Annotated in this window: 25 protein-coding genes; 12 read left to right on the forward strand and 13 right to left on the reverse strand. The window is 55.5% G+C overall.

Features of this window, described 5'->3' with window-relative positions; translation table 11 throughout:
- Window positions 1-527: 527 nt before the first annotated feature.
- On the forward strand, window positions 528-4,313 hold the full coding sequence (locus tag RT120_RS19800; protein ID WP_312985322.1) for an FAD-dependent oxidoreductase: 3,786 nt from the start codon (window positions 528-530) through the stop codon (window positions 4,311-4,313).
- Between the two features lie 35 nt (window positions 4,314-4,348).
- Here RT120_RS19800 and cmoB read toward each other — a convergent pair whose 3' ends face one another.
- From cmoB to RT120_RS19825, 5 genes are all read right to left on the reverse strand, one after another.
- A complete protein-coding gene (cmoB, locus tag RT120_RS19805; protein ID WP_312985324.1) occupies window positions 4,349-5,320 on the reverse strand; it encodes a tRNA 5-methoxyuridine(34)/uridine 5-oxyacetic acid(34) synthase CmoB in 972 nt (323 codons plus the stop codon).
- On the reverse strand, window positions 5,313-6,059 hold the full coding sequence (gene cmoA / locus RT120_RS19810; protein WP_312985326.1) for a carboxy-S-adenosyl-L-methionine synthase CmoA: 747 nt from the start codon (window positions 6,057-6,059) through the stop codon (window positions 5,313-5,315). Before cmoA ends, cmoB begins: the two co-directional genes overlap by 8 nt.
- A gap of 39 nt (window positions 6,060-6,098) precedes the next feature.
- Window positions 6,099-6,494 (reverse strand): MAPEG family protein, encoded by a 396-nt coding sequence (locus tag RT120_RS19815; RefSeq protein ID WP_312985328.1) that lies wholly within the window; start codon window positions 6,492-6,494, stop codon window positions 6,099-6,101.
- Window positions 6,495-6,563: 69 nt separating this feature from the next.
- A complete protein-coding gene (locus RT120_RS19820) occupies window positions 6,564-7,382 on the reverse strand; it encodes a DUF72 domain-containing protein (RefSeq protein WP_312985330.1) in 819 nt (272 codons plus the stop codon).
- Window positions 7,379-7,945: a hydrolase gene (locus tag RT120_RS19825; RefSeq protein ID WP_312985332.1), complete on the reverse strand. Its 567-nt coding sequence runs from the start codon at window positions 7,943-7,945 to the stop codon at window positions 7,379-7,381. Before RT120_RS19825 ends, RT120_RS19820 begins: the two co-directional genes overlap by 4 nt.
- A gap of 253 nt (window positions 7,946-8,198) precedes the next feature.
- Between RT120_RS19825 and aspS the strand changes: the two genes are divergently transcribed.
- From aspS to ruvB, 6 genes are all read left to right on the forward strand, one after another.
- Window positions 8,199-9,971, forward strand: a complete 1,773-nt coding sequence (aspS, locus tag RT120_RS19830; protein ID WP_312985334.1) for an aspartate--tRNA ligase — start codon at window positions 8,199-8,201, stop codon at window positions 9,969-9,971.
- 1 nt (window position 9,972) lies between these two features.
- Window positions 9,973-10,416: a dihydroneopterin triphosphate diphosphatase gene (gene nudB / locus RT120_RS19835; RefSeq protein ID WP_312985336.1), complete on the forward strand. Its 444-nt coding sequence runs from the start codon at window positions 9,973-9,975 to the stop codon at window positions 10,414-10,416.
- 27 nt (window positions 10,417-10,443) lie between these two features.
- Window positions 10,444-11,184, forward strand: a complete 741-nt coding sequence (locus RT120_RS19840) for a YebC/PmpR family DNA-binding transcriptional regulator (protein ID WP_312985338.1) — start codon at window positions 10,444-10,446, stop codon at window positions 11,182-11,184.
- Window positions 11,185-11,401: 217 nt separating this feature from the next.
- Window positions 11,402-11,923, forward strand: a complete 522-nt coding sequence (ruvC, locus tag RT120_RS19845) for a crossover junction endodeoxyribonuclease RuvC (RefSeq protein WP_312985340.1) — start codon at window positions 11,402-11,404, stop codon at window positions 11,921-11,923.
- A gap of 111 nt (window positions 11,924-12,034) precedes the next feature.
- Window positions 12,035-12,646 carry a Holliday junction branch migration protein RuvA gene (ruvA, locus tag RT120_RS19850; RefSeq protein ID WP_125291908.1) on the forward strand — a complete coding sequence of 204 codons (612 nt, stop codon included), beginning with the start codon at window positions 12,035-12,037 and terminating at the stop codon, window positions 12,644-12,646.
- 8 nt (window positions 12,647-12,654) lie between these two features.
- The gene (ruvB, locus tag RT120_RS19855; RefSeq protein ID WP_312985342.1) at window positions 12,655-13,665 is read left to right on the forward strand and encodes a Holliday junction branch migration DNA helicase RuvB; all 1,011 of its coding nucleotides are present in this window, start codon (window positions 12,655-12,657) and stop codon (window positions 13,663-13,665) included.
- A gap of 36 nt (window positions 13,666-13,701) precedes the next feature.
- Here ruvB and znuB read toward each other — a convergent pair whose 3' ends face one another.
- Window positions 13,702-14,487: a zinc ABC transporter permease subunit ZnuB gene (znuB, locus tag RT120_RS19860; RefSeq protein ID WP_312985344.1), complete on the reverse strand. Its 786-nt coding sequence runs from the start codon at window positions 14,485-14,487 to the stop codon at window positions 13,702-13,704.
- On the reverse strand, window positions 14,484-15,239 hold the full coding sequence (znuC, locus tag RT120_RS19865) for a zinc ABC transporter ATP-binding protein ZnuC (RefSeq protein ID WP_312985346.1): 756 nt from the start codon (window positions 15,237-15,239) through the stop codon (window positions 14,484-14,486). Before znuC ends, znuB begins: the two co-directional genes overlap by 4 nt.
- Window positions 15,240-15,317: 78 nt before the next feature.
- Here znuC and znuA point away from each other — a divergent pair, with 78 nt between their 5' ends.
- The 3 genes from znuA to lpxM all read left to right on the forward strand — a co-directional run bounded on the left by znuA (window position 15,318) and on the right by lpxM (window position 18,698).
- Window positions 15,318-16,262, forward strand: coding sequence for a zinc ABC transporter substrate-binding protein ZnuA (gene znuA, locus RT120_RS19870; RefSeq protein ID WP_312985348.1), 945 nt, complete (start codon window positions 15,318-15,320; stop codon window positions 16,260-16,262).
- Between the two features lie 15 nt (window positions 16,263-16,277).
- Window positions 16,278-17,600 carry a murein DD-endopeptidase MepM gene (mepM, locus tag RT120_RS19875; RefSeq protein WP_312985350.1) on the forward strand — a complete coding sequence of 441 codons (1,323 nt, stop codon included), beginning with the start codon at window positions 16,278-16,280 and terminating at the stop codon, window positions 17,598-17,600.
- A 126-nt stretch (window positions 17,601-17,726) separates the two neighbouring features.
- On the forward strand, window positions 17,727-18,698 hold the full coding sequence (gene lpxM, locus RT120_RS19880; protein WP_312985352.1) for a lauroyl-Kdo(2)-lipid IV(A) myristoyltransferase: 972 nt from the start codon (window positions 17,727-17,729) through the stop codon (window positions 18,696-18,698).
- A 115-nt stretch (window positions 18,699-18,813) separates the two neighbouring features.
- On the opposite strand, the gene RT120_RS19885 is transcribed toward lpxM, so the two are convergent.
- From RT120_RS19885 to ptsP, 6 genes are all read right to left on the reverse strand, one after another.
- Window positions 18,814-19,077, reverse strand: a complete 264-nt coding sequence (locus RT120_RS19885) for a monooxygenase (protein WP_312985354.1) — start codon at window positions 19,075-19,077, stop codon at window positions 18,814-18,816.
- 398 nt (window positions 19,078-19,475) lie between these two features.
- Window positions 19,476-20,426 carry a transaldolase gene (gene tal / locus RT120_RS19890; RefSeq protein ID WP_312985356.1) on the reverse strand — a complete coding sequence of 317 codons (951 nt, stop codon included), beginning with the start codon at window positions 20,424-20,426 and terminating at the stop codon, window positions 19,476-19,478.
- 65 nt (window positions 20,427-20,491) lie between these two features.
- Complete coding sequence (locus tag RT120_RS19895; protein ID WP_312985358.1) at window positions 20,492-21,745, reverse strand: class II D-tagatose-bisphosphate aldolase non-catalytic subunit; 1,254 nt, start codon at window positions 21,743-21,745, stop codon at window positions 20,492-20,494.
- 9 nt (window positions 21,746-21,754) lie between these two features.
- Entirely contained in the window at window positions 21,755-22,858 is a 1,104-nt protein-coding gene (locus tag RT120_RS19900) for a PTS fructose transporter subunit IIC (protein ID WP_312985360.1), read from the reverse strand.
- A gap of 151 nt (window positions 22,859-23,009) precedes the next feature.
- Window positions 23,010-23,330, reverse strand: coding sequence for a fructose PTS transporter subunit IIB (locus RT120_RS19905; protein ID WP_312985361.1), 321 nt, complete (start codon window positions 23,328-23,330; stop codon window positions 23,010-23,012).
- Window positions 23,331-23,368: 38 nt separating this feature from the next.
- A complete protein-coding gene (gene ptsP, locus RT120_RS19910; RefSeq protein WP_312985362.1) occupies window positions 23,369-25,879 on the reverse strand; it encodes a phosphoenolpyruvate--protein phosphotransferase in 2,511 nt (836 codons plus the stop codon).
- 295 nt (window positions 25,880-26,174) lie between these two features.
- Here ptsP and RT120_RS19915 point away from each other — a divergent pair, with 295 nt between their 5' ends.
- Together RT120_RS19915 and RT120_RS19920 are read left to right on the forward strand one after the other, a co-directional pair.
- A complete protein-coding gene (locus RT120_RS19915; RefSeq protein WP_312985364.1) occupies window positions 26,175-26,828 on the forward strand; it encodes an HAD-IA family hydrolase in 654 nt (217 codons plus the stop codon).
- Window positions 26,829-26,842: 14 nt separating this feature from the next.
- A partial coding sequence (locus RT120_RS19920; RefSeq protein ID WP_312985368.1) for a hypothetical protein occupies window positions 26,843-26,960 on the forward strand: 118 nt, incomplete at its 3' end.

The raw sequence follows: 26,960 nt of genomic DNA on the forward strand, positions 1-26,960 counted from the left end.
GGCGAAAACTTATTTTTACGCTACCGAGAAATATTTCTGAAAAGTAAATAAATAATTCAAATAAAATCCATGTGTGAATGGCCTCCGGGCTGCGGAGAGGGCGCGGCTCGCGCAAGTGAACGTAATGGGCTATTAATAATGAAGATGTTCGTTATGCTCAGTCACCTTAATTTATGTCAAAAAAATCTGCTATGAAACATTTGTATGAATTAATGATGTTTGACGCTTTTATTTGTTTCGTTTAAGCCTGGCGCGTTAAACAAAAAATTAATCTTTACACCATTTATTTTATTGTCAGGATTGGCGTTCTGTTAAAGCATGGGCCAAAATTAAACACCGGGCGGAAATAGCGTTTAATAAACACCTGTGCCCTGCCGGTTATTTTCTTTGTTGTTTTACATTTAATGAGCCTTATCTCAAGGTGCAGGATGGCTATGCCTTTTTATAGCTGATGTCGACCCGATACCCTGAGATAACCCTCCCAACGATTCCTTACGTAAGCGGCTTTTGGCTGTTAAGAGAGGGAGATGGTGCTGTTCAGCAGTTTCTGGCAGGCGGGTTATGAAGGCGCCGATCATGTTAATCGGCTGGGCGTGCCGCTTTCGATGAATGAGGCCACCGGGCATCTGGAGAAGGCGGCGGAGGATTACGGCAGGCTTAAGCGCTTTGATGTTGCCACGGTGAGGGAAAGCGTGGGCTGGCGGTTAGCAGATCGCCAGGGCGGCTACGATTTTTCCTCGGTGGCGAAACGCATGATCGCCGCCCGCGAGCACCGTGTTCAGGTGTGCTGGACCATTTGCCATTACGGCTGGCCGACGGAGTTATCGATCCTGGATGCCGATTTCGTGCCGCGCTTTGCCCAGTTTTGCGGCGCGCTGGCGCGGTTTCTCAAGCCCTGGTATCGGGATGCGCCGGTCTATTCACCCGTTAATGAGATCTCGTTTACCAGTTGGGCGCTGTCGGTGGGATTTATCCCCTCAACGGAACCGACTGGCGAGGAAACCGGCCACGCCTGTAAACGCCAGTTGGTGCGCGCGGCCATTGCCGCCTGCGATGCCATCTGGCAGGCCGACAGCCGGGCGCGAATTTTACACTGCGATCCGATTATTCATCCACTGCCGAACCCGCTGGATGACGAGTCGCAACGGCTTGCCGTCGCAGAGACCCATGCCCAGTACCAGGCGTGGGACATGCTGTGCGGAAGAGAAGCGCCGGAGTTAGGCGGCGCAGCGCGCTATCTCGATATCATTGGCGCGAATTATTACCACAACAACCAGTGGCAGGTTGATAACAGGCAACCTCTGCCGTGGCATTTAGGCGATGCGCGGCGAAAGCCGCTTTTTGAAATGCTTGCAGAACTACATCAGCGATACCGACGGCCGTTGCTGTTGGCTGAAACCAGCCATGTTGGCAGTGGGCGCGGGGCCTGGATAAATCACATTGCAACGGAAGTGGCGCATGCGCAGCTGACGGGCGCGGATATTCGCGGCATATGCGTCTATCCGATCCTCGACCGTCCCGACTGGGAGGATGCGCAGGTCTGGCATCGCAGCGGTTTGTGGGAACCGCTGCATGAGGGTGCCGATCCCCTGTTGCGAAAAATTGATTTCCCCTACGCGCGAGCATTTCGCCGCGCGCAACGTTCTCTTGCACATTTTCAAGACCAGCATCGCTTGCGACAAGCTGGTAAGGGGCAAATAGTGAATACAAAGACGCTGGTAGTTTTTAGTCATTTACGTTGGGATTTTGTCTGGCAACGACCACAGCACCTGTTAACGCGCCTCGCGCAATTTTATCCCGTGGTATTTATTGAAGAACCGGTTTTTGAAGAGGGGGCGGCCGGGTTACACCGCTCTACGCCTGCACCGAACGTCACGGTCATTCGCCCCCACAGCCCCGTGCATGCGCCGGGTTTCCATGATGAACAAATCGCGCAATTGCAGCCTTTAATGACGACCCTCAGCAGTGAATTTCCCGAACCGATTATCTGGTTTTATACCCCGATGGCGCTGCCGCTGGCGGAGCCTTTTCACCCTGCGCTGATGATCTACGATTGCATGGATGAGCTGTCGGCGTTTAAAAACGCGCCGCGCCAGTTATTGCAGCGCGAATCGGCGCTGCTGACCCGCGCCGATCTGGTGTTTACCGGCGGGCCGAGCCTGTACGCGGCTAAACAGCATCGCCATGATAATGTCTGGTGCTTCCCGAGCAGCGTTGACGCCGCCCATTTTGAGCAGGCGCTGGATCGGCAAAACGCGCATCCGTTGCAGGATGAGGTGCCGCATCCCCGGCTGGGCTATTACGGCGTTATCGACGAGCGTATCGACTGTGAGCTGATTGCCGCCGTGGCGGACGCAAACCCGCAGTGGCAAGTCGTGATGGTGGGGCCAGTGGTGAAAATCGACCCGGCCAGCCTGCCGCAACGCGCCAATATTCACTATTTCGGTCAGCAGCCGTATCAGGCGCTGCCGCAGTTTTTAGCCGGGTGGGATGTCTGCCTGATGCCGTTCGCGCTCAACGCGTCTACTCGCTATATCAGCCCGACCAAGGTGCTGGAGTATATGGCGGCGTCGTTGCCCATCGTCAGTACCGCCATCACCGACGTAAAAGTGCCCTATGGCGATATCGTGTTTGTGGCCGATGATAATGCGGCCTTCGTCCGTGGCTGCCAGCAGGCGCTGGCGCTCAGCGAAAGCAACCGCCAGGACCAGACGCAGCGGATGAAATCAATCATTAACGCCACCTCCTGGGATTCGACGGTCGAAGCCATGCACGAACTGATGGCAGAGGCATTGCGGGTAACCGAAACCCCTGCCCAGGCGACTAACGAAACCCAACAAGCGCGTTCTACCCCGGCGGTCAGTCGCATTGCTGGCACCACCAAACAGGATGCGCACTTTGCCCGCTGCCTGATCCTCGGCGCGGGGCCGACCGGCCTGAGCGCCGCGCTGCACATTGGTAAAGAGTCGGTCCTGCTGGAGAAAAACCCTGCCGTCGGCGGCTGGTGCCGCTCGGTTGAAGACAAGGGTTTTACCTTCGATTACGCGGGCCACATTATGTTTTCCGCCGATCCGTACGTGCTGGAAATGTATGAATTACTGCTGAAGGACAACCTGCACTGGCAGAACCGCGAGGCCTGGATATACAGCCAGAACACCTATACCCGCTACCCGTTCCAGGGCGCGCTGTATGGCTTGCCCGCGCCGGTGATTAAAGAGTGCATCCTCGGCGCGGTGGAGGCGCAATACAACGCCGCTAACCGCCTGCAACCCGCGAATGCGCCAGCGTTAAAAATGGAGGATTGCTGCGGTGACGGCGCGGTCCCTCAGGACGACTGCACATTAACCGCCAGGGACAAACGCGCCGCCAACTTCGAGCAGTTTATTTATCAGACCTGGGGGGCCGGGATCGCCAAATACTTCGCCGTTCCCTACAACCAAAAACTGTGGAAAGTGCCGCTATCGGAAATGGAGACCTCGTGGCTTGGCGGGCGGGTTCCGCTGCCGGATCTCGGGCAGATTATTGATGGTGCGTTAGCGCCCAGCACCAAACCCGTTGGCCCCAACGCCCGCTTTGGCTACCCGTTGCGCGGCGGGTTCCAGGCGTTGATGTCCGGTTTCCTGCCGTTGCTGAAAGGCAAACTGGAAACCAACGCCAAAATCATCAAGCTGCTGCCGCGCGAGCATATCGCGGTGCTGGCCGATGGGCGGCGCTACCGCTATGAACAGCTGATCAGCACCATGCCGCTGCCGGTTCTGGTTAATATGCTGGGCGGGGAAGTGCCGGAGGAAGTGCTTAGCGCCGCCAAAGGGTTGCGCCACACCTCGGTGCGCTGCGTCAACCTGGGCGTCGGGCGTAGCGATCTCACCGAGAAGCACTGGGTTTACTACCCGGAAGAGACCATTTTTCACCGCATCTTCGTGCAGGGTAACGCCAGCCCGCATTGTAATCCGCCGGGCGGTTTCGGCCTGACCTGTGAAATTACCTATTCCCAGGATGTACCGCTGCCGCTGGATGGCCAGGCGCTGATCGAGCGCTGCATCAAAGAGTGCATCAAAGTGGGAATGATTAACCCGGACGATGAAATTCTCACCGCCAATCTGGTGGATATTCCGTATGCCTACGTGATTTACGACCATGCGCGGGCGGCAAACGTCGAAACGGTGCGCCAGTGGCTGCTGAAATATGACGTTATCCTGGCAGGCAGGTACAGCGAGTGGGAGTACTACAACTCGGATCACGCCTTCCTGGCGGGGAAAAAGGCGGCGGAGAAAGTGGCATCGCGCCTGAAACGCGTCGGCGCAGGGATGTAAAACCGGGGCCGCCGGGATAACCGGCGGCTTCAGGTTTAGGGCTTGCGCGCTACCAGCACCGCGCGCAGCGGGGCAGGATAGCCTTCAACAGTTTTACTGCGGTCGTCCGGCGATAAGAACGCTTCCAGCGAATCGGTGGTCATCCAGTCAGTACGGCGCTGTTCTTCCAGCGAGGTGACGCAACTATCGACAATGCGGACATCCACGAAGCCGCATTTCTCCAGCCAGTTTTTCAGCGCCAGCGCGGACGGAATAAAGTAAACGTTGCGCATTTGCGCGTAGCGATCGCCCGGCACCAGCACGGTATTTTCATCGCCTTCCACCACCAGGGTTTCCAGCACCAGTTCGCCTTCAGAGACCAGCTGATCTTTCAATTGCCAGAGATGATCCAGCGGCGAGCGGCGGTGATACAGCACGCCCATCGAGAACACAGTGTCAAAGGCTTTTAGCGCCGGAAGCTGTTCAATGCCCAGCGGCAGCAGATGCGCGCGTTGGTCATCGCCCAGCAGTTTGCGCACCGCTTCGAACTGGCACAGGAACAGCTGCATCGGATCGATGCCCACCGCCAGATGCGCGCCCGCGCCGATCATTCGCCACAGGTGGTAGCCGCTGCCGCAGCCGACGTCGAGGATGGTGCGGCCTTCCAGCGGTGACAGATGCGGCAACACGCGGTCCCACTTCCAGTCGGAGCGCCATTCGGTGTCGATATCCACGCCGTACAGCGAAAACGGCCCTTTGCGCCACGGCATCAGATTGCGCAGCAGGGTTTCGATACGCTGGCGGTGCCCGTCGCTTAACGGCTGTTCCGCCTGCGCGGTTACGCTGTGCAGCAGATCGAGATGATGCGGGGTCAGAGTGGGCAGGTGTTCAACGCTGCTGTGCCAGAGTTTAAACTGGCCGTGCAGGGACTCGCGCTGCCACTGGGCGATTTGCGCCGGCAGCGTTTCAAGCCACGGTGCCAGCGGCGTACAGGCGATACGCTGGTAAAATTTACCGAAATCAATCATGGCTGCCCCCGGCCTTCAGCGCTACCAGCGAGCCGAAGTTAAAGCACTGGAACCACAGTTCACAGTGCTCAAAACCGGCCTGATGCAGGCGCGCTTTGTGGGTTTCCACCGAATCGGTGAGCATCACGTTTTCCAGCATGCTGCGCTTCTGGCTGATTTCCAGCTCGCTGTAGCCGTTGGCGCGTTTAAAATCGTGGTGCATGTTGAACAGCAGATCGCCTACTTCGCTGTCTTCAAAGCTGAATTTTTCCGACAGCACCAGCGCGCCGCCGGGGATCAGCCCCTGGTAGATTTTGTTCAGCAGCGTCTGGCGATCGACCGGATTCAGGAACTGGAGGGTGAAGTTAAGCACCACCATCGAGGCGTTTTCGATGGCGATATTCTGGATATCGTCCTCGACCACCACCACCGGCGTCCGGGCTTTAAAAGCGTCGATATGGCGGCGGCAGCGCTCGACCATCGCGGCGGAATTGTCCACGGCGATAATCTGGCAGCCCTCGTGGGAAATATTGCGGCGCACCGACAGCGTCGCCGCGCCCAGCGAGCAGCCCAAATCGTAAACCTGGGTATTCGGCTTCACGAAGCGGCCCGCCAGCATACCGATCATCGAGATAATATTTGAATAGCCAGGGACCGAACGCTGGATCATGTCGGGGAAGACTTCAGCCACGCGTTCATCGAAGGTCCAGTCGCCGAGTTTTGCCACCGGCGCAGAGAAAAGGGTGTCGCGGTCAGACATACAAAAATTCCGGGAATAACGAAAGGCGCGTATTTTGCGCTAATGAATCGAGAAAACCAACTCCCACGGCATATACCAAACGTTGGCCAGCACCATCAGCAACATCGAAACCCAGGTGGCGCTTGCCCCGGACCGCCGCCAGCGAATCAGGCGGTGATGATAGCCGTAGTAGTGCACCAGGCGTCCGATAATCATCAAAATACCGCAGACGTGCACCATCCAGGTCTCCGCGCCGTTCATCTCCATAAACAGCAGCAGGAGCAGCGCCACGGGGATATTTTCTACCGCGTTGCCGTGAATGCGAATCACACTTTGCAATTCACTAAAGCCGCCGTCGCCGTAGGAAACGCGGTATTGCATGCGCATCCGTACTACATCCAGAGAAAATTTAAGCAGTAACAAGGCTCCCAACACGGCATACAGCGCGCTGACCATACAAACTCCCTTTAGAACCAAAAATGGCTTTACGTATCATAGCCTGGAGTCACGGGAACTCTCCACCGCCTAAAGGAGTGAGTTTTGATGGGGGATGGCGGGTTCGCTGCCCAGCCCGCTAAACGCGCGTTGCATTTTCGGCCACAGCGTGTGCACCAGTTCCGGGGCCTGGGCGATATCCGGGGTATGCAAAAACAGGTACGGCGTGGTGGTTTGCTGCCAGTCGGCGAGTTTGCCCAGCCATACCTCAAAAAACTCGGCGTTACGGGCCATATCGTCGCTGCCGATAAACCGCACCATCGGGTGCACCGCCGTCACCAGCGCATGTACCGGCACCTTTGGCTTTTTACGCTGGGCGTCGATGATTTCCTGGGTGCCAGGGATCGCCGAATGCACCGGGCGGCTGTCCAGCATGACCCGGTTGACACCGCGCTGATGCAGCCCGCGATTCAGCGCCTGCTCCGCGTCGCCTTTGGCGAAAAATGCCGGGTGGCGCACTTCCACGCCGTAAGTGAATTCACCGGGCAGCCCGTCGAGAAACGCCCACAGCGCCGGGAGATCCTGCGGGCCAAACGCCGCCGGAAGCTGTAGCCAGTACTGCCCGATGCGCCCGGCAAGCGGCGCTAAACGGGTGAAAAATTCCTGCTTCAAATCCTCGCACTGGCGCAGCGCGGCCTGGTGGGAAATGGTCGCCGGGAATTTAAAACAGAAGCGGAAATCATCGGTGGTCTGTGCATACCAGCGGTCGACAATCTCCGCTTTAGGCAGCGCGTACAGCGTAGTATTGCCCTCCACGCAGTTAAAGTGGCGGGCGTAATCCTCCAGCGTACTGATACCGAGCCGCCCCCATTTGGGGTGCGACCACTGCGGCAGGCCGATATACATCATAAGGCGGCGATAATCTCCTCCACCGAACGCACGCGGGCGATGCGGGGGAAAATATGGGTAAAACTGTTCTGATGCTGCCCGGCGCTGGCGGCGCTACAGGCGTCTTCCGCCAGCACCAGCGCGAAGCCGAGCTCCCAGGCGTTGCGCGCGGTGGACTCCACGCCGATGTTGGTGGCAATCCCGCACAGCACGATCGTGTCAATGCCGCGGCGGCGCAGCTGTAATTCCAAATCCGTACCGTAAAACGCGCCCCACTGGCGTTTGGTGACTTCGATGTCGCTGTCACGTTTACCTAATGCCAGCGGATAGTGCCACCATTCCTGCGGCAGCGCCTGGGCGGGCGCGGCGGCATCTACCGGCTGTTTTAGCGCCTCGGCGAAATCCGCCGACCAGCCGACGCGCACCATCACCACCGGCGCGCCTTTGGCGCGAAAGTGCTCTGCCAGCCGTGCGCTGCGGGCGACCACCTCGTCGGCACTGTGCGGGCCGCCTGCGAACGGCAGAATGCCTTCCTGCAAATCGATAATCACTAAAGCGGTGGAGGCGGTGTTTAACGTCAACATAGTCATCTCTTCATTATGGGAAATTTTCGTTACCTTACCTGCACCTGGCAGGCGATCCGGCCTCAATTTTTGTTAATTTTTGTGAGAATCGGCCATTTGGCGCATAGCAATCGCGCGACCATGCGGGTTCGGGCTTATCGAACTGCGGAAATTCCAGTATAATAGCCGCCTTTTTTCATCCAGTGTAAAGCTGCGACAGTGGTGCCTGCGGGGCAGGTGACAAACGGCCTGCGGCAAAATTAAGGGATATCTCATGCGTACAGAATATTGCGGGCAGCTCAATAAGTCCCATGTGGGACAAGAAGTGACGCTGTGTGGTTGGGTTAATCGTCGTCGCGATCTCGGGAGCCTTATTTTTATCGATATGCGTGACCGTGAAGGCATTGTTCAGGTGTTCTTTGATCCCGACCGCGATGCGGCGTTCAAGCTGGCTTCCGAGTTGCGTAATGAGTTCTGCATTCAAATTAAAGGCCTGGTGCGCGCGCGCGAAGAACGAAATATTAACCGCGACATGGCGACCGGCGAAGTGGAAGTGTTCGCGACCGAACTGAACATCATCAACCGCGCCGAGCCGCTACCGCTGGACTCCAACCAGATCAACACCGAAGAAGCGCGTCTCAAATACCGCTACCTGGATCTGCGTCGCCCGGAGATGGCCCAGCGCCTGAAAACCCGCGCGAAAATTACCAGCTTCGTGCGCCGTTTTATGGATGACCACGGTTTCCTCGACATCGAAACCCCGATGCTCACCAAAGCCACGCCGGAAGGCGCGCGCGACTATCTGGTGCCGTCTCGCGTTCATAAAGGCAAATTCTACGCGCTGCCGCAGTCGCCTCAGCTGTTCAAACAGTTGCTGATGATGTCCGGCTTTGACCGCTACTATCAGATTGTGAAGTGCTTCCGCGACGAAGATTTGCGTGCAGACCGTCAGCCTGAATTTACCCAGATTGATGTGGAAACCTCGTTCATGACCGCGCCGCAGGTGCGTGAAGTGATGGAACAACTGGTTCACGATCTGTGGCTCGACGTGAAAGGCGTTGATCTGGGCGCATTCCCGGTCATGACCTTTGCCGAAGCCGAGCGTCGTTACGGTTCCGATAAACCGGATCTGCGTAACCCGATGGAGCTGGTGGACGTCGCCGATCTGGTGAAAGACGTGGAATTCAGCGTATTTGCTGGCCCGGCGAACGATGCCAAAGGCCGCGTGGCGGCCCTGCGCGTACCGGGCGGCGCTGAGCTGACCCGTAAGCAGATCGACGAGTACAGCAAATTCGTCACCATCTATGGCGCGAAAGGCCTGGCGTACATCAAAGTTAACCAGCGCAGCGCCGGTATCGACGGCATTAACAGCCCGATCGCCAAATTCCTCAATGCCGACATCATTAACGCGATCCTTGAGCGCACCGGCGCACAGGACGGCGACATGATTTTCTTCGGCGCGGATAACAAAAAAATCGTTGCCGATGCGCTGGGCGCACTGCGTCTCAAACTCGGCAAAGATCTGAAAATCACCGACGAAAGCGCCTGGGCGCCGCTGTGGGTGATCGACTTCCCGATGTTTGAAGAAGACGGCGAAGGCGGCCTGACCGCGATGCACCACCCGTTCACCTCTCCGAAAGACATGACCGCCGCCGAGCTGAAAGCCGCGCCGGAAAATGCCGTGGCCAACGCCTACGATATGGTGATTAACGGTTACGAAGTGGGCGGCGGTTCCGTCCGTATTTACAGCGGCGAAATGCAGCAGACCGTGTTCGGCATTCTGGGCATTAACGAACAGGAACAGCGCGAGAAATTCGGCTTCCTGCTCGACGCCCTGAAATTCGGTACGCCGCCGCACGCGGGCCTGGCGTTTGGTCTGGATCGTCTGACCATGCTGCTGACCGGCACCGACAACATTCGCGACGTGATTGCCTTCCCGAAAACCACCGCTGCGGCATGCCTGATGACTGAAGCGCCAAGCTTCGCCAACCAGGCGGCGCTGGAAGAGCTGGGTATCGCAGTCGTGAAGAAGGAAGAGAAAAACTAATATGGCCTATAAGCGTCCCGTTTCTGTCCTGGTGGTGATTTTTGCGAGAGATACGAAGCGGGTGCTGATGTTGCAGCGGCGCGATGACCCGGATTTTTGGCAGTCGGTTACCGGCAGCGTAGAAGAAGGGGAAACCGCGCCGCAAGCCGCCGCGCGTGAAGTAAAGGAAGAGGTCTCGATTGACGTTGCCGCTGAGCAACTGACCTTGATGGACTGTCAACGCACGGTGGAGTTTGAAATTTTTAGTCATTTACGTCATCGCTACGCGCCGGGAATCATGCGGAATACTGAATCCTGGTTTTGCCTGGCGCTTCCGGGCGAGCGGGAGATTGTGTTTACTGAACACTTAACCTACCGCTGGGTAGATGCGGCGCAAGCCGCCGCGCTCACCAAATCGTGGAGCAACCGGCAAGCGATTGAAGAATTTATTATTAACGCGGCCTGACAAGGCGCGCTCTTTGAGGAAAAATTTATGGCAGGTCACAGTAAATGGGCCAACACCAAACACCGCAAAGCGGCACAGGATGCCAAACGCGGTAAGATTTTCACCAAAATTATTCGTGAGTTGGTCACCGCTGCGCGCTTAGGCGGCGGCGATGCAGGCTCCAACCCGCGTCTGCGTGCGGCGATCGATAAAGCGCTGGCGAACAACATGACCCGTGACACCCTGAACCGTGCCATCGCACGTGGCGTGGGCGGCGATGACGACGCGAACATGGAAACCATCATTTATGAAGGTTACGGTCCTGGCGGCACGGCGGTGATGGTGGAATGCCTGTCCGATAACCGCAACCGCACCGTGGCGGAAGTGCGTCATGCCTTCAGTAAATGCGGCGGCAACCTGGGTACCGATGGTTCCGTGGCCTATCTGTTCAGCAAGAAAGGGGTGATCTCTTTCGAAGCGGGCGATGAAGACGCCATCATGGAAGCGGCGCTGGAAGCGGGTGCGGAAGACGTGGTGACCTTCGACGACGGCGCGATTGACGTGTATACCGCGTGGGAAGAGATGGGCGCGGTGCGTGATGCGCTGGAAGCTGCTGGCCTCAAAGCCGACAACGCCGAAGTCTCCATGATCCCGTCAACCAAAGCCGATATGGATGCGGAAACCGCGCCGAAACTGCTGCGTCTGATCGACATGCTGGAAGACTGCGACGATGTGCAGGAGGTTTACCACAATGGTGAGATCTCCGACGAAGTCGCTGCCACTCTGTGATACCCGTCATCTTTCAGTCCGCAGGTGCGTTGGCTCTCCTCGCTCACCCCAGTCGCGTAGTTAATCTACGCTCGTGGGGATTCGCTGCGTGGCCGCGTGACTCAGCCTTCGGCTTCGCCCCTTCGGGGTCAGCGCAAGTGCTGTTCAAACCCCTACGGGCTTTGTCCTGCGAACTGAGATATTTAGAGTATCAAATGTTTATAACCGGAGGCGCGTGATGGCGATTATTCTCGGGATTGATCCGGGGTCACGCGTTACCGGCTATGGGGTGATCCGCCAGGTCGGCAGGCAGCTAAGCTATTTAGGCAGCGGCTGCATCCGCACCAAAGTGGACGATTTACCCTCGCGTCTGAAACTTATCTACGCGGGGGTATGCGAAATCATCACCCAGTTCCAGCCGGACTATTTCGCTATCGAGCAGGTCTTTATGGCGAAAAACGCCGACTCAGCGCTGAAGCTCGGCCAGGCGCGCGGCGTGGCGATTGTCGCGGCGGTTAACCACGATTTGCCGGTCTTTGAATACGCGGCCCGTCAGGTTAAACAGACGGTAGTCGGCATCGGTAGCGCCGAGAAAAGCCAGGTGCAGCATATGGTGCGCACCCTGCTGAAACTGCCTGCTAACCCGCAGGCGGATGCGGCGGATGCGCTGGCCATCGCCATCACCCATTGCCACATCAGCCAGAACGCGACCCAGATGAGCGAGTCGCGGCTTAATCTGGCAAGAGGGCGGTTAAGATAAATCAGGCTGGATATCTATCCAGCCTTTTTTATATGATAGCCTTATCTTCCTCACGCGCCCCTCGCGTGAATCTCAGGAAACATTGTTAGCCGCTAACCGCAGGAGCGTATTGTGATAGGCAGACTCAGAGGCATCGTTCTGGAAAAACAACCCCCGCTGGTGTTACTGGAGGCGGGCGGTGTCGGTTATGAAGTGCATATGCCGATGACCTGCTTTTATGAGCTCCCGGAAACGGGCCAGGAAGCGGTTGTCTTCACCCATTTTGTGGTGCGTGAAGACGCGCAGCTGCTGTTCGGCTTTAATAATAAGCAGGAGCGCACGCTGTTCCGCGAATTAATCAAGGTGAACGGCGTTGGCCCGAAACTGGCGCTGGCAATCCTCTCCGGCATGTCGGCACAGCAGTTTGTGAATGCCGTCGAACGTGAAGAGCCCGCCGCGCTGGTGAAACTGCCGGGTATCGGCAAGAAAACCGCCGAGCGTCTGGTGGTGGAAATGAAAGATCGCTTTAAAGGCCTGCATGGCGACCTGTTTACCCCGGCTGCCGATCTGGTGCTCACGTCGCCTGCCAGCCCGGCGAAAGATGACGCCGAAGCCGAAGCCGTTGCCGCGCTGGTGGCGTTGGGTTATAAACCGCAGGAAGCGAGCCGTATGGTAAGCAAACTGGCGCGTCCTGATGCGGACAGCGAAACCCTTATCCGCGAAGCATTACGCGCGGCATTGTGAGGTAACGGATGATAGAAGCAGACCGCCTGGTTTCCGCTGCGAACATAACCCAGGAAGAGATCATAGACCGGGCCATCCGCCCGAAGCTGCTGGAAGAGTATATCGGCCAGCCGCAGGTACGTTCGCAGATGGAGATCTTCATCCAGGCGGCCAGGCTGCGCGGCGATGCGCTGGACCATCTGCTGATTTTTGGCCCGCCGGGGTTAGGTAAAACCACCCTGGCCGGTATCGTCGCCAATGAGCTGGGCGTGAATCTGCGTACCACCTCCGGGCCGGTGCTGGAAAGGGCGGGCGATCTCGCCGCCATGTTGACCAACCTCGAACCGCACGACGTGCTGTTTATTGACGAGATCCATCGCCTGTCGCCAGTAGTGGAAGAGGTGCTGTATCCGGCAATGGAAGATTACCAGCTGGATATCATGATTGGCGAAGGTCCCGCGGCGCGCTCAATCAAAATCGATCTGCCGCCCTTTACCCTGATTGGCGCGACCACGCGCGCCGGGTCGTTGACCTCGCCGCTGCGCGACCGTTTTGGCATTGTTCAGCGCCTGGAGTTTTATCAGGTGGCGGATTTGCAGCACATCGTCAATCGCAGCGCTCAGCATATGGGACTCGATATGAGTACTGAAGGCGCGCTGGAAGTGGCTAAACGCGCGCGCGGTACGCCGCGTATCGCCAACCGTCTGTTGCGCCGGGTGCGGGATTTTGCTGAAGTGCGTCACAACGGGGTCATTTCCCAGGATGTGGCATCCCAGGCGCTGGATATGCTTAACGTTGATGCCGAAGGCTTTGACTATATGGACCGCAAGCTGCTGCTGGCGATTATCGATAAGTTTTTCGGCGGGCCGGTGGGGCTGGATAACCTGGCGGCAGCCATCGGCGAAGAGCGTGAAACCATTGAGGACGTGCTGGAGCCGTTCCTGATCCAGCAGGGCTTTTTACAGCGCACACCGCGAGGCCGTATGGCGACGGTGCGCGCCTGGCAGCATTTCGGGATCACCCCTCCGGCGATGCCGTGAGGTAAGTAAAAAGGGCGGAAATCTCCGCCCTTTTTATTACGCCGCGCTTTTCTTCATCATGGTGAGAATAAACATTAGCGCCGCTGCTAACACCACCGACGGGCCTGCGGGCGTGTCGTAAAACGCCGAGAAGGTCAGCCCGCCAGTTACGGCGATCATGCCGATAACCACGGCAATACCCGCCATCTGCTCCGGGGTACGGGCAAAACGCCGCGCTGTAGCCGCCGGAATAATCAGCAGCGACGTAATAATCAGCGCGCCGACAAACTTCATCGCCACGCCAATCGTTAACGCTGTCACCAGCATGAGCAGCATTTTTACGCGCTGGAGCTTAACGCCATCGACAAAAGCCAGATCCGGGCTGATGGTCATCGCCAGCAGGCTACGCCACTGCCACGCCAGCACCGCAATCACAATCGCCACGCCGATAGCGATAGACAGGATATCCGCCGGAGTCACTGACAGCAGATCGCCAAACAGATAGGCCATCAAATCCACGCGGATATTGGACATCAGGCTGACCACCACCAGGCCCAGCGACAGGGCGCTGTGGGCCATAATCCCGAGCAACGTATCGATCGCCAGGTGCGGACGTTTTTCCAGAATCACCAGACCCACCGCCAGCAGCAGCGTTACGGCAATCACGGCGTAAAACGGATTGACGTTCAATAGCAGGCCAAAAGCGACGCCTAACAGCGAGGCGTGGGCGAGGGTATCGCCGAAATAAGACATACGACGCCAGACCACAAACGAGCCGAGCGGGCCAGCGGCGCACGCCAGCAGCATCCCGGCAAACCAGCCGGGCAATAATAATTCAATCATGAGTGACCGTTTCCCCGACGCAGGACAATCCGACCCTGGAGGTCGTGGCGATGATTATGGTGGTGGCGATAGATGCCCAGTTGTTCCGCGCCGCGCGGGCCGAACATCGAAATAAACTCCGGGTGCATCGACACCACTTCCGGCGTGCCGGAGCAGCAGATATGGTGATTCAGGCACAACACATCGTCGGTTTTCGCCATCACCAGATGTAAATCGTGGGAGACCATCAGCACCGCGCAGTCCAGTTCGCAGCGCAGTTTGTCGATTAAATCGTACAGCGCAACCTGGCCGTTAACGTCCACGCCCTGGGTGGGTTCATCCAGCACCAGCAGTTGCGGCTGATTGAGCAGCGCGCGCGCCAGCAGGACACGCTGGTTTTCGCCACCGGACAGTTTTTGCATCGGCGCGTCGATCAGGTGCCCGGCCTGTACGCGTTTCAGCGCCGGTAGAATATCCTGCTTACGCGCGCCGGGGCGCAGCCGCATAAAGCGGCTTACCGTCAGCGGCAGGGTGGCATCAAGGTGCAGCTTTTGCGGCACATAGCCGATGCGCAGGTTACGGTCGCGCTTGATGACGCCTTCGTCAGGTGCTACCAGCCCCAGCACCACGCGTACCAGCGTGGATTTTCCTGCGCCATTCGGGCCGAGCAGCGTCAGGATGCGGCCCGGCTTCAGGCCGAGCGACACGTCAGACAGCACGCGGCGCTGCCCAAACGAGACGGAGATATTTTCCAGTGTTACTAAATTCGTCATGAGAAATTAAGCGTTGCAGAAGTTATCGAATGTTATAATATCACATTCCCGAGCCGATAAACGACGGATAGTTAAATAATGTTACATAAAAAAACGTTTCTTTGCGCTGCACTTTCTGCGGCCGTATGGGGTGGAGTTGTGGCAAATGCGCAGGCGGCGGTGGTCGCTTCGCTTAAACCCCTCGGATTTATTGCCTCAGCTATCGCCGATGGCGTAACTGATACAGAAGTATTACTTCCTGATGGCGCATCCGAACACGATTACGCACTGCGCCCGTCCGATGTAAAACGCTTACAAAACGCGGACTTAGTGGTCTGGGTTGGCCCCGATATGGAAGCCTTCATGCAAAAACAGGTTAGCCAGTTTCCTGAGCAGAAAAAGGTCACTATGGCTGAATTATCTGACGTGAAACCGCTGCTCATGAAGGGTGAAGATCACGACCACGATGAGGCGCACGGGCACGATCACGGTGCTGAAAACAGTGACCACGATCACCATCACGGTGAATACAACATGCATATCTGGCTCTCACCTGAGATCGCGCGGGCTTCAGCGGTTGCAATCCATGGAAAATTAGTGGAACTTATGCCGCAAAGTAAGGCCAAACTAGACGCCAATCTGCAGCACTTTGAGGCACAATTAGCCCAAACCGATAAGCAGGTTCGCGATGAGCTGGCACCGTTGAAAGGGAAGGGGTATTTCGTTTTTCATGACGCCTACGGCTACTATGAAAAACACTACGGTCTTACGCCCCTCGGTCACTTTACCGTTAACCCTGAAATCCAGCCTGGTGCGCAGCGTTTACATGAAATCAGAACACAGTTGGTTGAGCAAAAAGCGACCTGCGTTTTTGCTGAGCCACAATTCAGGCCAGCGGTAATCGAAGCCGTTGCCAGGGGGACGTCTGTTCGTATGGGAACACTCGACCCGTTGGGAACCGATGTGAAATTGGGCAAGGATAGCTATAGCGGCTTCCTGGCCCAATTGGCAAACCAGTATGCGAGCTGCCTGAAAGGAGATTAACGAGGAAGTGAATACGTGCAACAGATAGCCCGCTCTGTCGCCCTGGCATTTAACAACTTGCCACGCCCCCATCGCGTGATGTTGGGGTCACTAACTTTTCTTACACTTGCGGTCGCCGTCTGGCGACCGTACATCTATCACCCCGAAGCCGCCCCGATTGTTAAAACCATTGAGCTTGAAAAAAGCGAAGTGCGTTCATTATTGCCGGAAGCGAGTGAGCCTATCGATCAGGCCGCACCGGAAGAAGACGACGCCATCCCGCAAGATGAGCTGGATGACAAAACCGCAGGCGAAACCGGCGTACACGAATATGTGGTGTCGACTGGCGATACGCTCAGCAGCGTACTGAACCAGTACGGCATTGAAATGGGTGATATCAGCACCCTGGCGAACGTCGATAAAGACCTGCGTAATTTGAAAATCGGTCAGCAAATTTCCTGGACCTTAACCCCGGAAGGCGAACTGCAACGCCTGACCTGGGAAATGTCGCGCCGTGAAACCCGCACTTACGACCGCGTCGACGGCGGGTTCAAAATGAGCAGCGAAATCGCCGAAGGTGACTGGGTCAACAATGTGCTGAAAGGCACCGTGGGCGGCAGCTTTGTCGCCAGCGCCAAAGACGCCGGTTTAACCAGCAGCGAAATCAGCGCCGTGATCAAAGCCATGCAGTGGCAGATGGACTTCCGCAAGCTGAAAAAAGGCGACGAGTTCTCAGTGCTGATGTCGCGCGAAATGCTCGACGGCAAACGCGAGCAGAGCCAGCTATTAGGCGTGCGTTTGCGCTCCAGCGGTAAAGATTACTACGCGGTGCGCGCGGAAGACGGTAAGTTCTACGACCGCAACGGCTCCGGGCTGGCGAAAGGCTTTATGCGTTTCCCGACGGTGAAACAGTTCCGCGTTTCTTCAAACTTCAATCCGCGCCGCCTCAACCCGGTTACCGGCCGCGTTGCGCCGCATAAAGGCGTCGACTTTGCGATGCCGCAGGGTACGCCAGTACTGGCAGTCGGTGACGGCGAAGTCGTGGTGGCTAAACGCAGCGGCGCGGCAGGGTATTACGTTGCCGTGCGTCATGGTCGTACTTACACCACGCGCTATATGCACCTCAAAAAGCTGCTGGTGAAACCGGGCCAGAAAGTGAAACGCGGCGATCGTATCGCGCTGTCGGGCAATACTGGCCGTTCCACCGGTCCGCATCTGCATTTTGAAATGTGGATCAACCAGCAGGCGGTGAACCCGTTGACGGCTAAACTGCCGCGCTCTGAGGGCCTGACCGGTAAAGACCGTTCGGATTACCTCGCGCAGGTCAAAGAAGTGGTGCCTCAGCTGCGTTTTGATTAATCCCGCCGTTTAAGACAAAGCCGACATCCCTTACGGGCGTCGGCTTTTCTTTTGTCTCACGCGCCATCAGACGCTAAAATAACGGATTATTTTGCCCATTCTGTTGGGCGCCAGACGGAAAAGGGCATGGAAAAAAAATCTGTTAACGAATTTATCCCCGAGTTTAAGAACGAATTTTTGCTTCCCCGCTATTGGGGTGCATGGCTGGGTGTCGCCGCGATTTCCGCGATGGCGCTAACACCGCCGTCGATTCGCGATCCCTTACTGGCGAAGCTGGGCCGTATTGGTGGGCGTTTTGGCAAAAGCGCTCGCCGTCGCGCACGCATCAATCTGCTTTATTGCTTCCCTGAATATTCTGAAGAAAAACGTGAAGCCATCGTCAATGGGATGTTTGAAACCGCGCCGCAGGCGATGGTGATGATGGCCGAACTGGCGTTACGCGATCCTAAAAAAGTGCTGTCGCGCGTCAACTGGCACGGTGCGGAAATCCTTGAGACGTTTCGCGAAAACAATGAAAACGTGATTTTCCTGGTGCCGCATGGCTGGGGAGTTGATATTCCGGCCATGCTGCTGGCCTCCCAGGGGCAGAAGATGTCAGCCATGTTCCACAATCAGAAAAACCAACTGATCGATTACTTCTGGAACCGCGCGCGCCGTCGTTTTGACGGTAGCCGTATCCATGCCCGTAATGACGGCATCAAGCCCTTTATTACTTCCATCCGTAAAGGATACTGGGGTTATTATCTGCCCGACCAGGACCACGGCGCGGAGCACAGCGAATTTGTCGATTTCTTCGCGACGTATAAAGCGACGTTGCCCGCCATCGGGCGCATGATGAAAGTGTGCCGCGCGCGCGTGGTGCCGCTGTTCCCGGTCTATAACGCCAAAACCCACTGTCTCGACGTGTATATCCGCCCGCCGATGGATGATTTAAACGATGCGGACGATCGTACCATCGCACGACGCATGAACGAGGAAGTGGAAATTTTTGTTCGCCCGCATCCCGAGCAGTACACCTGGATTTTGAAGCTGCTGAAAACGCGTAAAGAAGGGGAGATTGAACCTTATAAGCGCAAGGATTTGTGGCCGAAGAAATAGCAGTGTTGAAACCTGACCCCGGCCACGGATACGGCCGGGATATCCTCTGTCACACATCATGGCGGCCTAATAATAACGCGGTAGTTTGTTAAATAGCCAACCCGCTTATTTGCGCTTAACCCGACATTTCGGTATTTTGCTGGTCGATCCTTTTATTCGCTTCACCGCTTTCATTCAGCGCTTTGCTGGCTGCTTTTTCAGCATGCGCTGCGCTATAGGCTGCCAAATGACCAATCACAATGGCATAAATACTCATCAGTGAAACCCAGAGAATACTGTCTTTCCACCATATCAGTGTGGGTATCGTTAATGCTGCCCATACCAGCGCCAGCGTAAGATGAAATTTTGCCATTTTTCCGGCAGTCAGTTTTACTCTCATATTCTTTTCCTGCTACAACACGTGCCCATATTAATTATTATTTGCAAATCAATCGATTACGATTAAACCTTCAATGTTGGCATTCCTTATTGGTTATTTATTCTACAGCGTCGTGGCCAGCTATAAGCGTAGTAGAGAATATTCAAAGCAGCAGATTTATTTTTGTTACACGATGTACGGCTACAGGAAGCATTATTATAAGCAGAAGACCGCAGACTGGATTAAATAATGAGCATCGGAAAAACAGGCGGGTGGGTGTTTATTTTATCGCTGAGATGACAGATAAAAAGAAGATATATTCTCAGATGTGGGTATCTGAGGAAATTCTGGATTTTATTTTGCACAATTTATTACCAGACGCTCCGGCATAATGACTGTTCATGCCGGAGCGTTGGCTATTACAAAACCTGTTTCAGCAACGCCTCAAGGCTATTCTGATCGGCAGCAAATAACCGGATACCTTCAGCGAGTTTTTCAACCGCCATTGCATCCTGATTATGCTGCCAGAAAAACTCCGCTTCGCTCATTGCTGCCGGTTTCGGCTGAATCTCGCCGTGATAAGCCAGCGGGGCAGGTACAGCCGCGTCGCTTTCCCCTAGCTTCGCCAGCAATGACGGTGACACGGTCAACCGATCGCATCCATTGAGCGCCAGCACTTGCTCCGGGGTACGGAAGCTGGCACCCATCACTACCGTCTGGTAGCCGTGCTGTTTATAAAACTGATAGATATTGCGTACTGACTCTACGCCGGGATCGTTATCCGGGGTAAACACCGTGTCCGGCTGGTTTTTCTTGTACCAGTCGTAGATGCGGCCAACAAACGGCGAAATCAAAAACACCCCGGCATCGGCGCAGGCTCGGGCCTGGGCGAAAGAGAACAGCAGCGTCAGGTTACAGTGAATGCCCTCTTTTTCCAGCACCCCGGCGGCGCGGATGCCCTGCCAGGTGGCGGCCAGTTTGATCAACACGCGATCTTTGCCGACGCCTTTTTCTTCATATAACGCGATAAGCTGGCGCGCTTTGTTAATGCTGGCCTCGGTATCATAAGAGAGGCGGGCGTCTACCTCGGTTGAGATGCGCCCGGGGATGCTTTTTAAAATCAGCGCCCCGATGCTGACTGCCAGATAATCGGCAATAGCGGAGGGTGGAACATCGCTGCCGCTGGCGCGTGATTTCACCGTTGCCACCGCATCTTCCACCAGCTTTTGATATTGCGGAAGCTGCGCCGCTTTATAGATCAGCGACGGATTGGTCGTGGCGTCCTGCGGTTGATAACGGGTAATGCTATCGATATCCCCGCTGTCAGCAACAATAACCGTCCGCTGCTTTAATTGCTCAAGCTGATTCATAATGGTTCCTGTTAATCACATTTATAAATAAGGAGGGGCCCGCTCCTTATTTTAAAACAATACGTTTATTTCGCCTGAGCCACCCGCGAGGTTAGCCCCGGCATATTAAAGCACTCGGCTTCATTCTGAATCATGTCTTTAATTTTATTGACCACATAACGCTCTGGTTCGATACCGAAGGATTTGAGGTTGGCAAACATCGTTTGCATCTCTTTTACCACATCGGGTTTTTCATAATTATAATGGCCGCTGAGTTCGAGGATTTCTTTCAGCAATTCCGGCTCACTAAAGATTTGTTCTTCCGTTTTATTTTTATGTTCGTCGGTCATCCATTTTTCCCATTTGTGGCTGAGCACGCACTCGCGGGTTAAAACGGTTTTTAAATTAGACGCCGATTTAATAAAGCCTTTTGCCGCCAGATCTTTTTCCACTTCCGCCAGCTTGAGATAGGCGCGGGTTTCGATGGTGCCGTAAGCCGGGGCGACGTTCATGGCGGTAATGCCCAGGCCCGGGTGCTTCAGCAGAATTTCATCCGGCAGGTAATCGCCGTTATGTTCTTTCAGGCCCACGCCGTGGCGGGTACTGATAGCAGAGAGTTCCGCAGACTGCGTGTCGTTAAAATGGCCGACGTTTTTGGTCAGGCGGGTCAGGGTACCGGTCTGACCGACGATAAACAGCGGCTGCGGCAGGCCTTCGGCAGCCAGGCGTTTGTTCAGCTCAACGATAAACCCTTCGTAGGCGCTGACATCGGTCAGGCCGCCGTTGGTTTCTTCCGTACCCACCTCATAGAAGAACTCTTTCAGGTTGTTGGCCTTACGGTATTCTTCGCAGAAGCGGATCAGCTCGACGGTGCGGCTCAGTACCAGTTCGATATCAATCACTTTGCCGACAACGTACGGGTCTTTGGTCGGGTCGATGTGCAACAGGTCGAATCCGGCATCCATATCCACCTGGTAAGAGCGGCGCGCCAGTTCCATCGCCTGCGCTTCCGGAATGTGGTCTTTACGCTCTTTATCACGCTGCCACGGGCCGCCGTGGTCGCGGCACAGGAAATAATCGCCGTCGAAGCCGACTTTTTCCGCCATGGCTTTCAAATCGGCGGCAAAACGGAACTGATCCCAATTATTGACGTAACCCGCGCCGAATTCGTCGGCGTCCACCTGGTTGCGGCTGGCAATAAACATCAGCGGCAGGTCTTTTTCTTTGCCTAATTCAAAACAGGCCTGAATAAGCGCAGGCGACATCGGGCCAATGCCTAACATCGTGGATTTACCCCCCTTCACAATATAATCCACGTACTGCTTCATTGTATTTTTCATGATAACTCCTTAGACGTTTTTGATATCTGAAGTGACAGGCTTTTTAACGGCCTCTTTTTTCACCGCATCGTTAACATTTGGACGCAGCACGTGCAGGCAAATCGCCGTGACAATTACGCCGATAGCCATATCGATGACGTACCACATTGGGGCTTTATTCACGCCCGCCAGCACAATGAGCCCGCCGTGGGGAACCATGCATTCCACGCCGTGCAGCATCGCCAGACCGGCACCCACAGCGCTGCCGATGATGATTGAAGGGAGAACGGTTTTAAGGTTCTTAACGGCAAACGGGATCGCGCCTTCGGTTATGCCGATAAAACCCATAAAGGCGGCGGAGGAGCCCATTCTTTTTTCGTCTTCCGCCCATTTGCGGTGCGAAATATACGTAGAGAGCGCAATACCCAGCGGCGGAATAGCACAGGCGATACGGTATGCGCCGTTCGGGCCATAAATTCCTTCAGCCATTAACGCCAGGGTAAACGCGGTGGCGGTTTTATTCACCGGGCCACCCATATCAAAGGCCGCCATCGCGCCAAGGATCAGCCCCAGCACCAGCCCGCTGCCGCCCTGCATATTGGAGAGCATCGCCACCAGCCATTTCATGGCCACGCCGATTGGGCCAATCAGCACGTATAAATACAGCATGCCGACCAGGCAGGTAGAGACGATAGGGATAATCAGGATCGGCATCACCGGCATCAGCGATTTGCCGACTTTCCAGGTTTTGATCCATTTGGCGACATAACCGCTCAGGATACCGAGCAGCATGGTGCCGAGGAACCCGGTCACTACGCGATCGTCGCCCAGCGGGGTGCTGGCCATAAACCCGGTAATCAGACCCGGCGTCAGGCCCGGTTTACCGGCAATGGAGTAGGCGATATAGGCGGCGAGCACCGGGATCATCATCGCTAAACCCGCACTACCGATGGCGCCGAGATTCAGTAAGAACGGATTGGTGACGACAATCCCTTTACCCGGCACGGCTTCACCGCCCACCAGTGACAGCGATAAACAGATCCCGCCAACCACCACCACCGGCATCATATAAGAGACGCCGGTACTGAATGCCTTCACTAATTCGTCTTTTATGGCTTTCATATTATTCGACATGATTTATTCCTCGGTTCCCGGTTATTTTCGCGCAGGCGAGGCCGTACGCAGGCCTCGCGCCTGAATGCGAAAATAACGGGTTCACAGAAATCTATTGAACGTTGTGCTGCACGATTTTTTGCAGGAAATAAACGCGGTTTATTCCCGGTAATTATTGTGCAAGCTGTTCTGCTTTATTAATAATCGCCGCCGGATCGCGGATCACTTCAGCCGGATTTAACGAAATCACCCGACCGGCGTCTTCCATTTCTTCAAAGCGCTCCACGCCTTCGATACCAATCGCAACCGCCAGAATAACCACATCGGCTTCAGCGATCTCGTCCTCGCTTAATTCGTTTTCAATCCCCATACCGCCCTGGGTTTCAACTTTGACTTCATAGCCACGCTTTTTGCATTCCTGCTCGATAGCTTCCTGCGCCATATACGTATGGGCAACACCGGTAATGCAGGCTGCAACGCCGACAATTTTCATAATTAACTCCTGAATTTTATTTGGCTGATAATCGTTTTTTAAACATTTAATGTTTGAGTCATCAGGTTGTAGAGTACCGTGACGTTTTCGGCATTTTTTATTTCATTGCGGAAATCCTCTTTCATTAACTTCCTGGCCAGGGTGGAGAAATATTTCATATGCGCATTGGGATCGGCGGATTTACTCACCGTCAGCATAAATACCGTCTCCACCTGCTGGTCACCCCAGGTAATAGGTTTGGCGAGCGTCGCCATACTGATGGTGGAATAATCAATATGGTCGGATTTGGTATGCGGGATGGCGAAGCCATATCCCACGGCGGTAGAAAATGAATCTTCCCTGGCCCAGATATCGTCACACAGCCGATCGCGATTATCGGTCCGGTGATGTAGCCAGAGATTATCGGTCATCCGCTTAATCACCTCGTTTTTATCGCTGGCGTCGAGACCGTAGAGAATAAACTCCGGGGCCAGGATCGGTTTCTTGCCTGCCTGCTTCACGTCAGGCGTTTGCAGCGCGGCTTTCACCTGGGCTGAGGTTTTCAGCGCCACCGCGTCCTGGGCCAGTTGCTGGCATTGGGTAAAGTCCAGTTCCCGCAGCACATGTTTCACGCCGGGGATAGCGGTGCCGCTCATGCTGAGTTCGTCAAAGCCCATGCCGGTAAACAGCGGCAGAAAGTCTTTGCTGGCACCCAGTTCGCCGCAGATACCGATCCATTTTCCGGCGCGGTGCACCTCATCGGCGGCAAAACGCATCGCGCGTAAAAATGATGGCGCGTAGTTGTCGTACACCGCCGCAACCTGAGAATTCCCCCGGTCGGCGGCAAAGAAGTACTGGGTCAGGTCGTTGCTGCCGACGCTGAAAAAGTCAGCGTGTTCGGCGATTTCCGGGACGGCGAAGAGCACCGACGGAACCTCCAGCATTACGCCGAGCGCGATAGCGTCGTCAAAGGCGATCCCATCAGCGCGCATCGCCTGTTTAACGCTTTCCAGCACCCCGCGACACCAGATCACTTCATCCGCGTTAGCAATCATCGGAATCATGATTTTGGCATTCCCGGCGGCGGATGCGGTCAGAATCGCTTTTAACTGCATGGCAAACAGATCGCGATAGTGCGGATAGGTACGCACCGCGCGAAAGCCCAAAAACGGGTTCTCTTCTTCACCGATACTCAGATAGTCAACCGGCTTGTCGCCGCCGATATCAAAGGTGCGGAAGATAACCGGTTTGCCGTCGGCGCATTCCATGACGCGGGTATACAGCTCCGCCAGCTCCTGATAATCCGGCGGCGTTTCCCGGTCCATAAACGACATCTCGGTGCGGAACAGCCCGATGCCTTCCGCACCGTTGCGAAACGCCGCTTCGGCTTCCGCCAGGCTGGCGATATTGGCGGCAATCTCAACGCGGTGCCCGTCACAGGTGGCGGCGGGTTCATTCACATTAGCCAACATTTGCTGGCGCATGTTTTCCTGCACTGCGATTTCATTGCGGTAATAGCGCAGCACCTGCTCATCCGGGGCGGTGATTAAAATTCCCGGATTGCCGTCGATAATCATCTCCTGCTGCGGATCCAGCGCCAGGTTTAAAAAATCGATATCCGTCAGGGTGGGGATGCCCAGAGAACGGGCGAGGATCGCCGTATGGGAGGTTTTCCCGGTGGAGGAGAGCACCATGCCCGCCAGCCACTGTTTATTAATACCGAGGAATTGACTCGGCGTCAGGCTGTCGGCCAGAATTATCGACGGCCCATTCAGGTCGAGGTTATTCTGCGCTAACGCCTCCACACCATAAATTGTGGATAACAGTTGGCTGGTAATATCCAGCACATCAAGCGTGCGCTCTTTAATATATTTACTGGAGGAGCGGTTGAGCACGGTGCAGAAATCCATCGCTGCCAGAATAATAGCTGACCAGGCATTATGCTGTTTTTCAATATATCCGATAATTGCGCTTTGATACGCCGCATCGGTAATGATGGAAAGATGCGCCTGGATAATATCGTGCTCAACGCCCTGTTTTAATTCCAGCGCCGTCTGCTTTTCACCCTTCAGCACTTCCAGCCCATCAATAACGGCAATTTTTTCTTGCGCAGCATCCGTGATTTTTCCTGGGTTGCGTGCCAGTAACTCTTCAAATGTCAGGCTGTGGATCGCCACCGGTTTGGCGATGGCTACGCCGCCGCTGATGCGTGTACCCTGAATAAAACTCAGCGTTGTTTCCCGCAGAGAGCGCGGCAGGTAGCCGGTGGGCGCGCCGGTTTCTGGCTCTGGCGCAGCTTCAAAAGCGGGCAGTTTTTTGAATAATGCCGTGAGCTGAATGACCGCCTCACGTGCATCTTCGCCATCAACGGTTATTTCGCACACATCATTTAATAACGTATCGGTGGCGACAATCGAAAGCGCGCTTTTTGCGCTGCCTTCCAGCCCGGTACGATTATTTTTCCAGCGCACGTTGGCCTGAAAAGAATTACACAGGCGCTCGATATGTCCTGCTGGCCGGGCGTGAATGCCATCCCTGAGTTCACACTGATACGTTATTATCTCTGACATAACCACTCCCAAAATCTTTAATCGAAGGCGAGTTAATTTTATTGAGCAGGCAGGCTGTCCTGCATTTCATGTTTATATCCTTTATCGTTCTCGTGATTGTTTGAATAGAAAAAAAGTGACCTTTGCTTGAAAAAACGCGCCGCGCCATTAATTTGTGATCGCTATCATGTAATTGTTTTGCTATGGCGCTGGATGACGAAATTACTATTAATGCTGCTTTATTGATATTTATTATCCGGCCACGCCTGGGATACAAAATAAATAACGCTATTTTTGTATCCTGGTGGTGAACATTATGCAGTTTCGCGGATTGCTATTTGATTTAGACGGAACCCTGGTTAACTCGCTGGATTTTGTCGAACAATCCTGGCGCACATGGGCCAATAACCACGGGCTGGATGCGCAGGCGGTTTGTGATTATCTGCACGGTAAACCGGCGGTCAGCACGCTACGCCATTTTATGCCCGACGCCAGCGACGCGGCGGTACACGATGAATTCCTGATGCTGGAAGCCTACGAAGCCCGCCATGCGGTGGGAATGACCCCCGTTACCGGAGCGGTGGACTTTCTTAACCAGCTCAATGCGCAGGCAGTGCCCTGGGGAATTGTCACCTCGGGCTCGCTGAAAGTGGCTTCTGCCCGCATTCGCCATGCCGGGCTGCCGTTTCCCACCGCGCTGGTCACCAGCGAGGATATCCGGCACGGCAAACCCCATCCCGAACCCTTTTTACTGGGCGCGCAAAAACTGAAATTGCCTGCGTCCGACTGCATCGCTTTTGAAGATTCTTACGCGGGCCTGGTGTCGGCCCGGGACGCGGGCTGCGCCGTGATCGATGTGCTCACTGCGCAGTCGGTGGCACACAACATCGACACACGCGCCACGCTCAGCCATTACCGGGGCCTTGCCATCGTGGCCGGGCGCGGGGCCGATTTTTTTCTCAAGATTTAGCAACGGAGTTCTTTATGCCTTCCAGAAAAACCCTGGCGAATGCCATTCGTTTTCTCAGTATCGACGCGGTGCAACGCGCCAAATCCGGTCACCCGGGCGCCCCGATGGGCATGGCTGACATTGCCGAAGTCC

Source organism: Atlantibacter sp. (assembly GCF_032062175.1).
Lineage (GTDB): Bacteria > Pseudomonadota > Gammaproteobacteria > Enterobacterales > Enterobacteriaceae > Atlantibacter.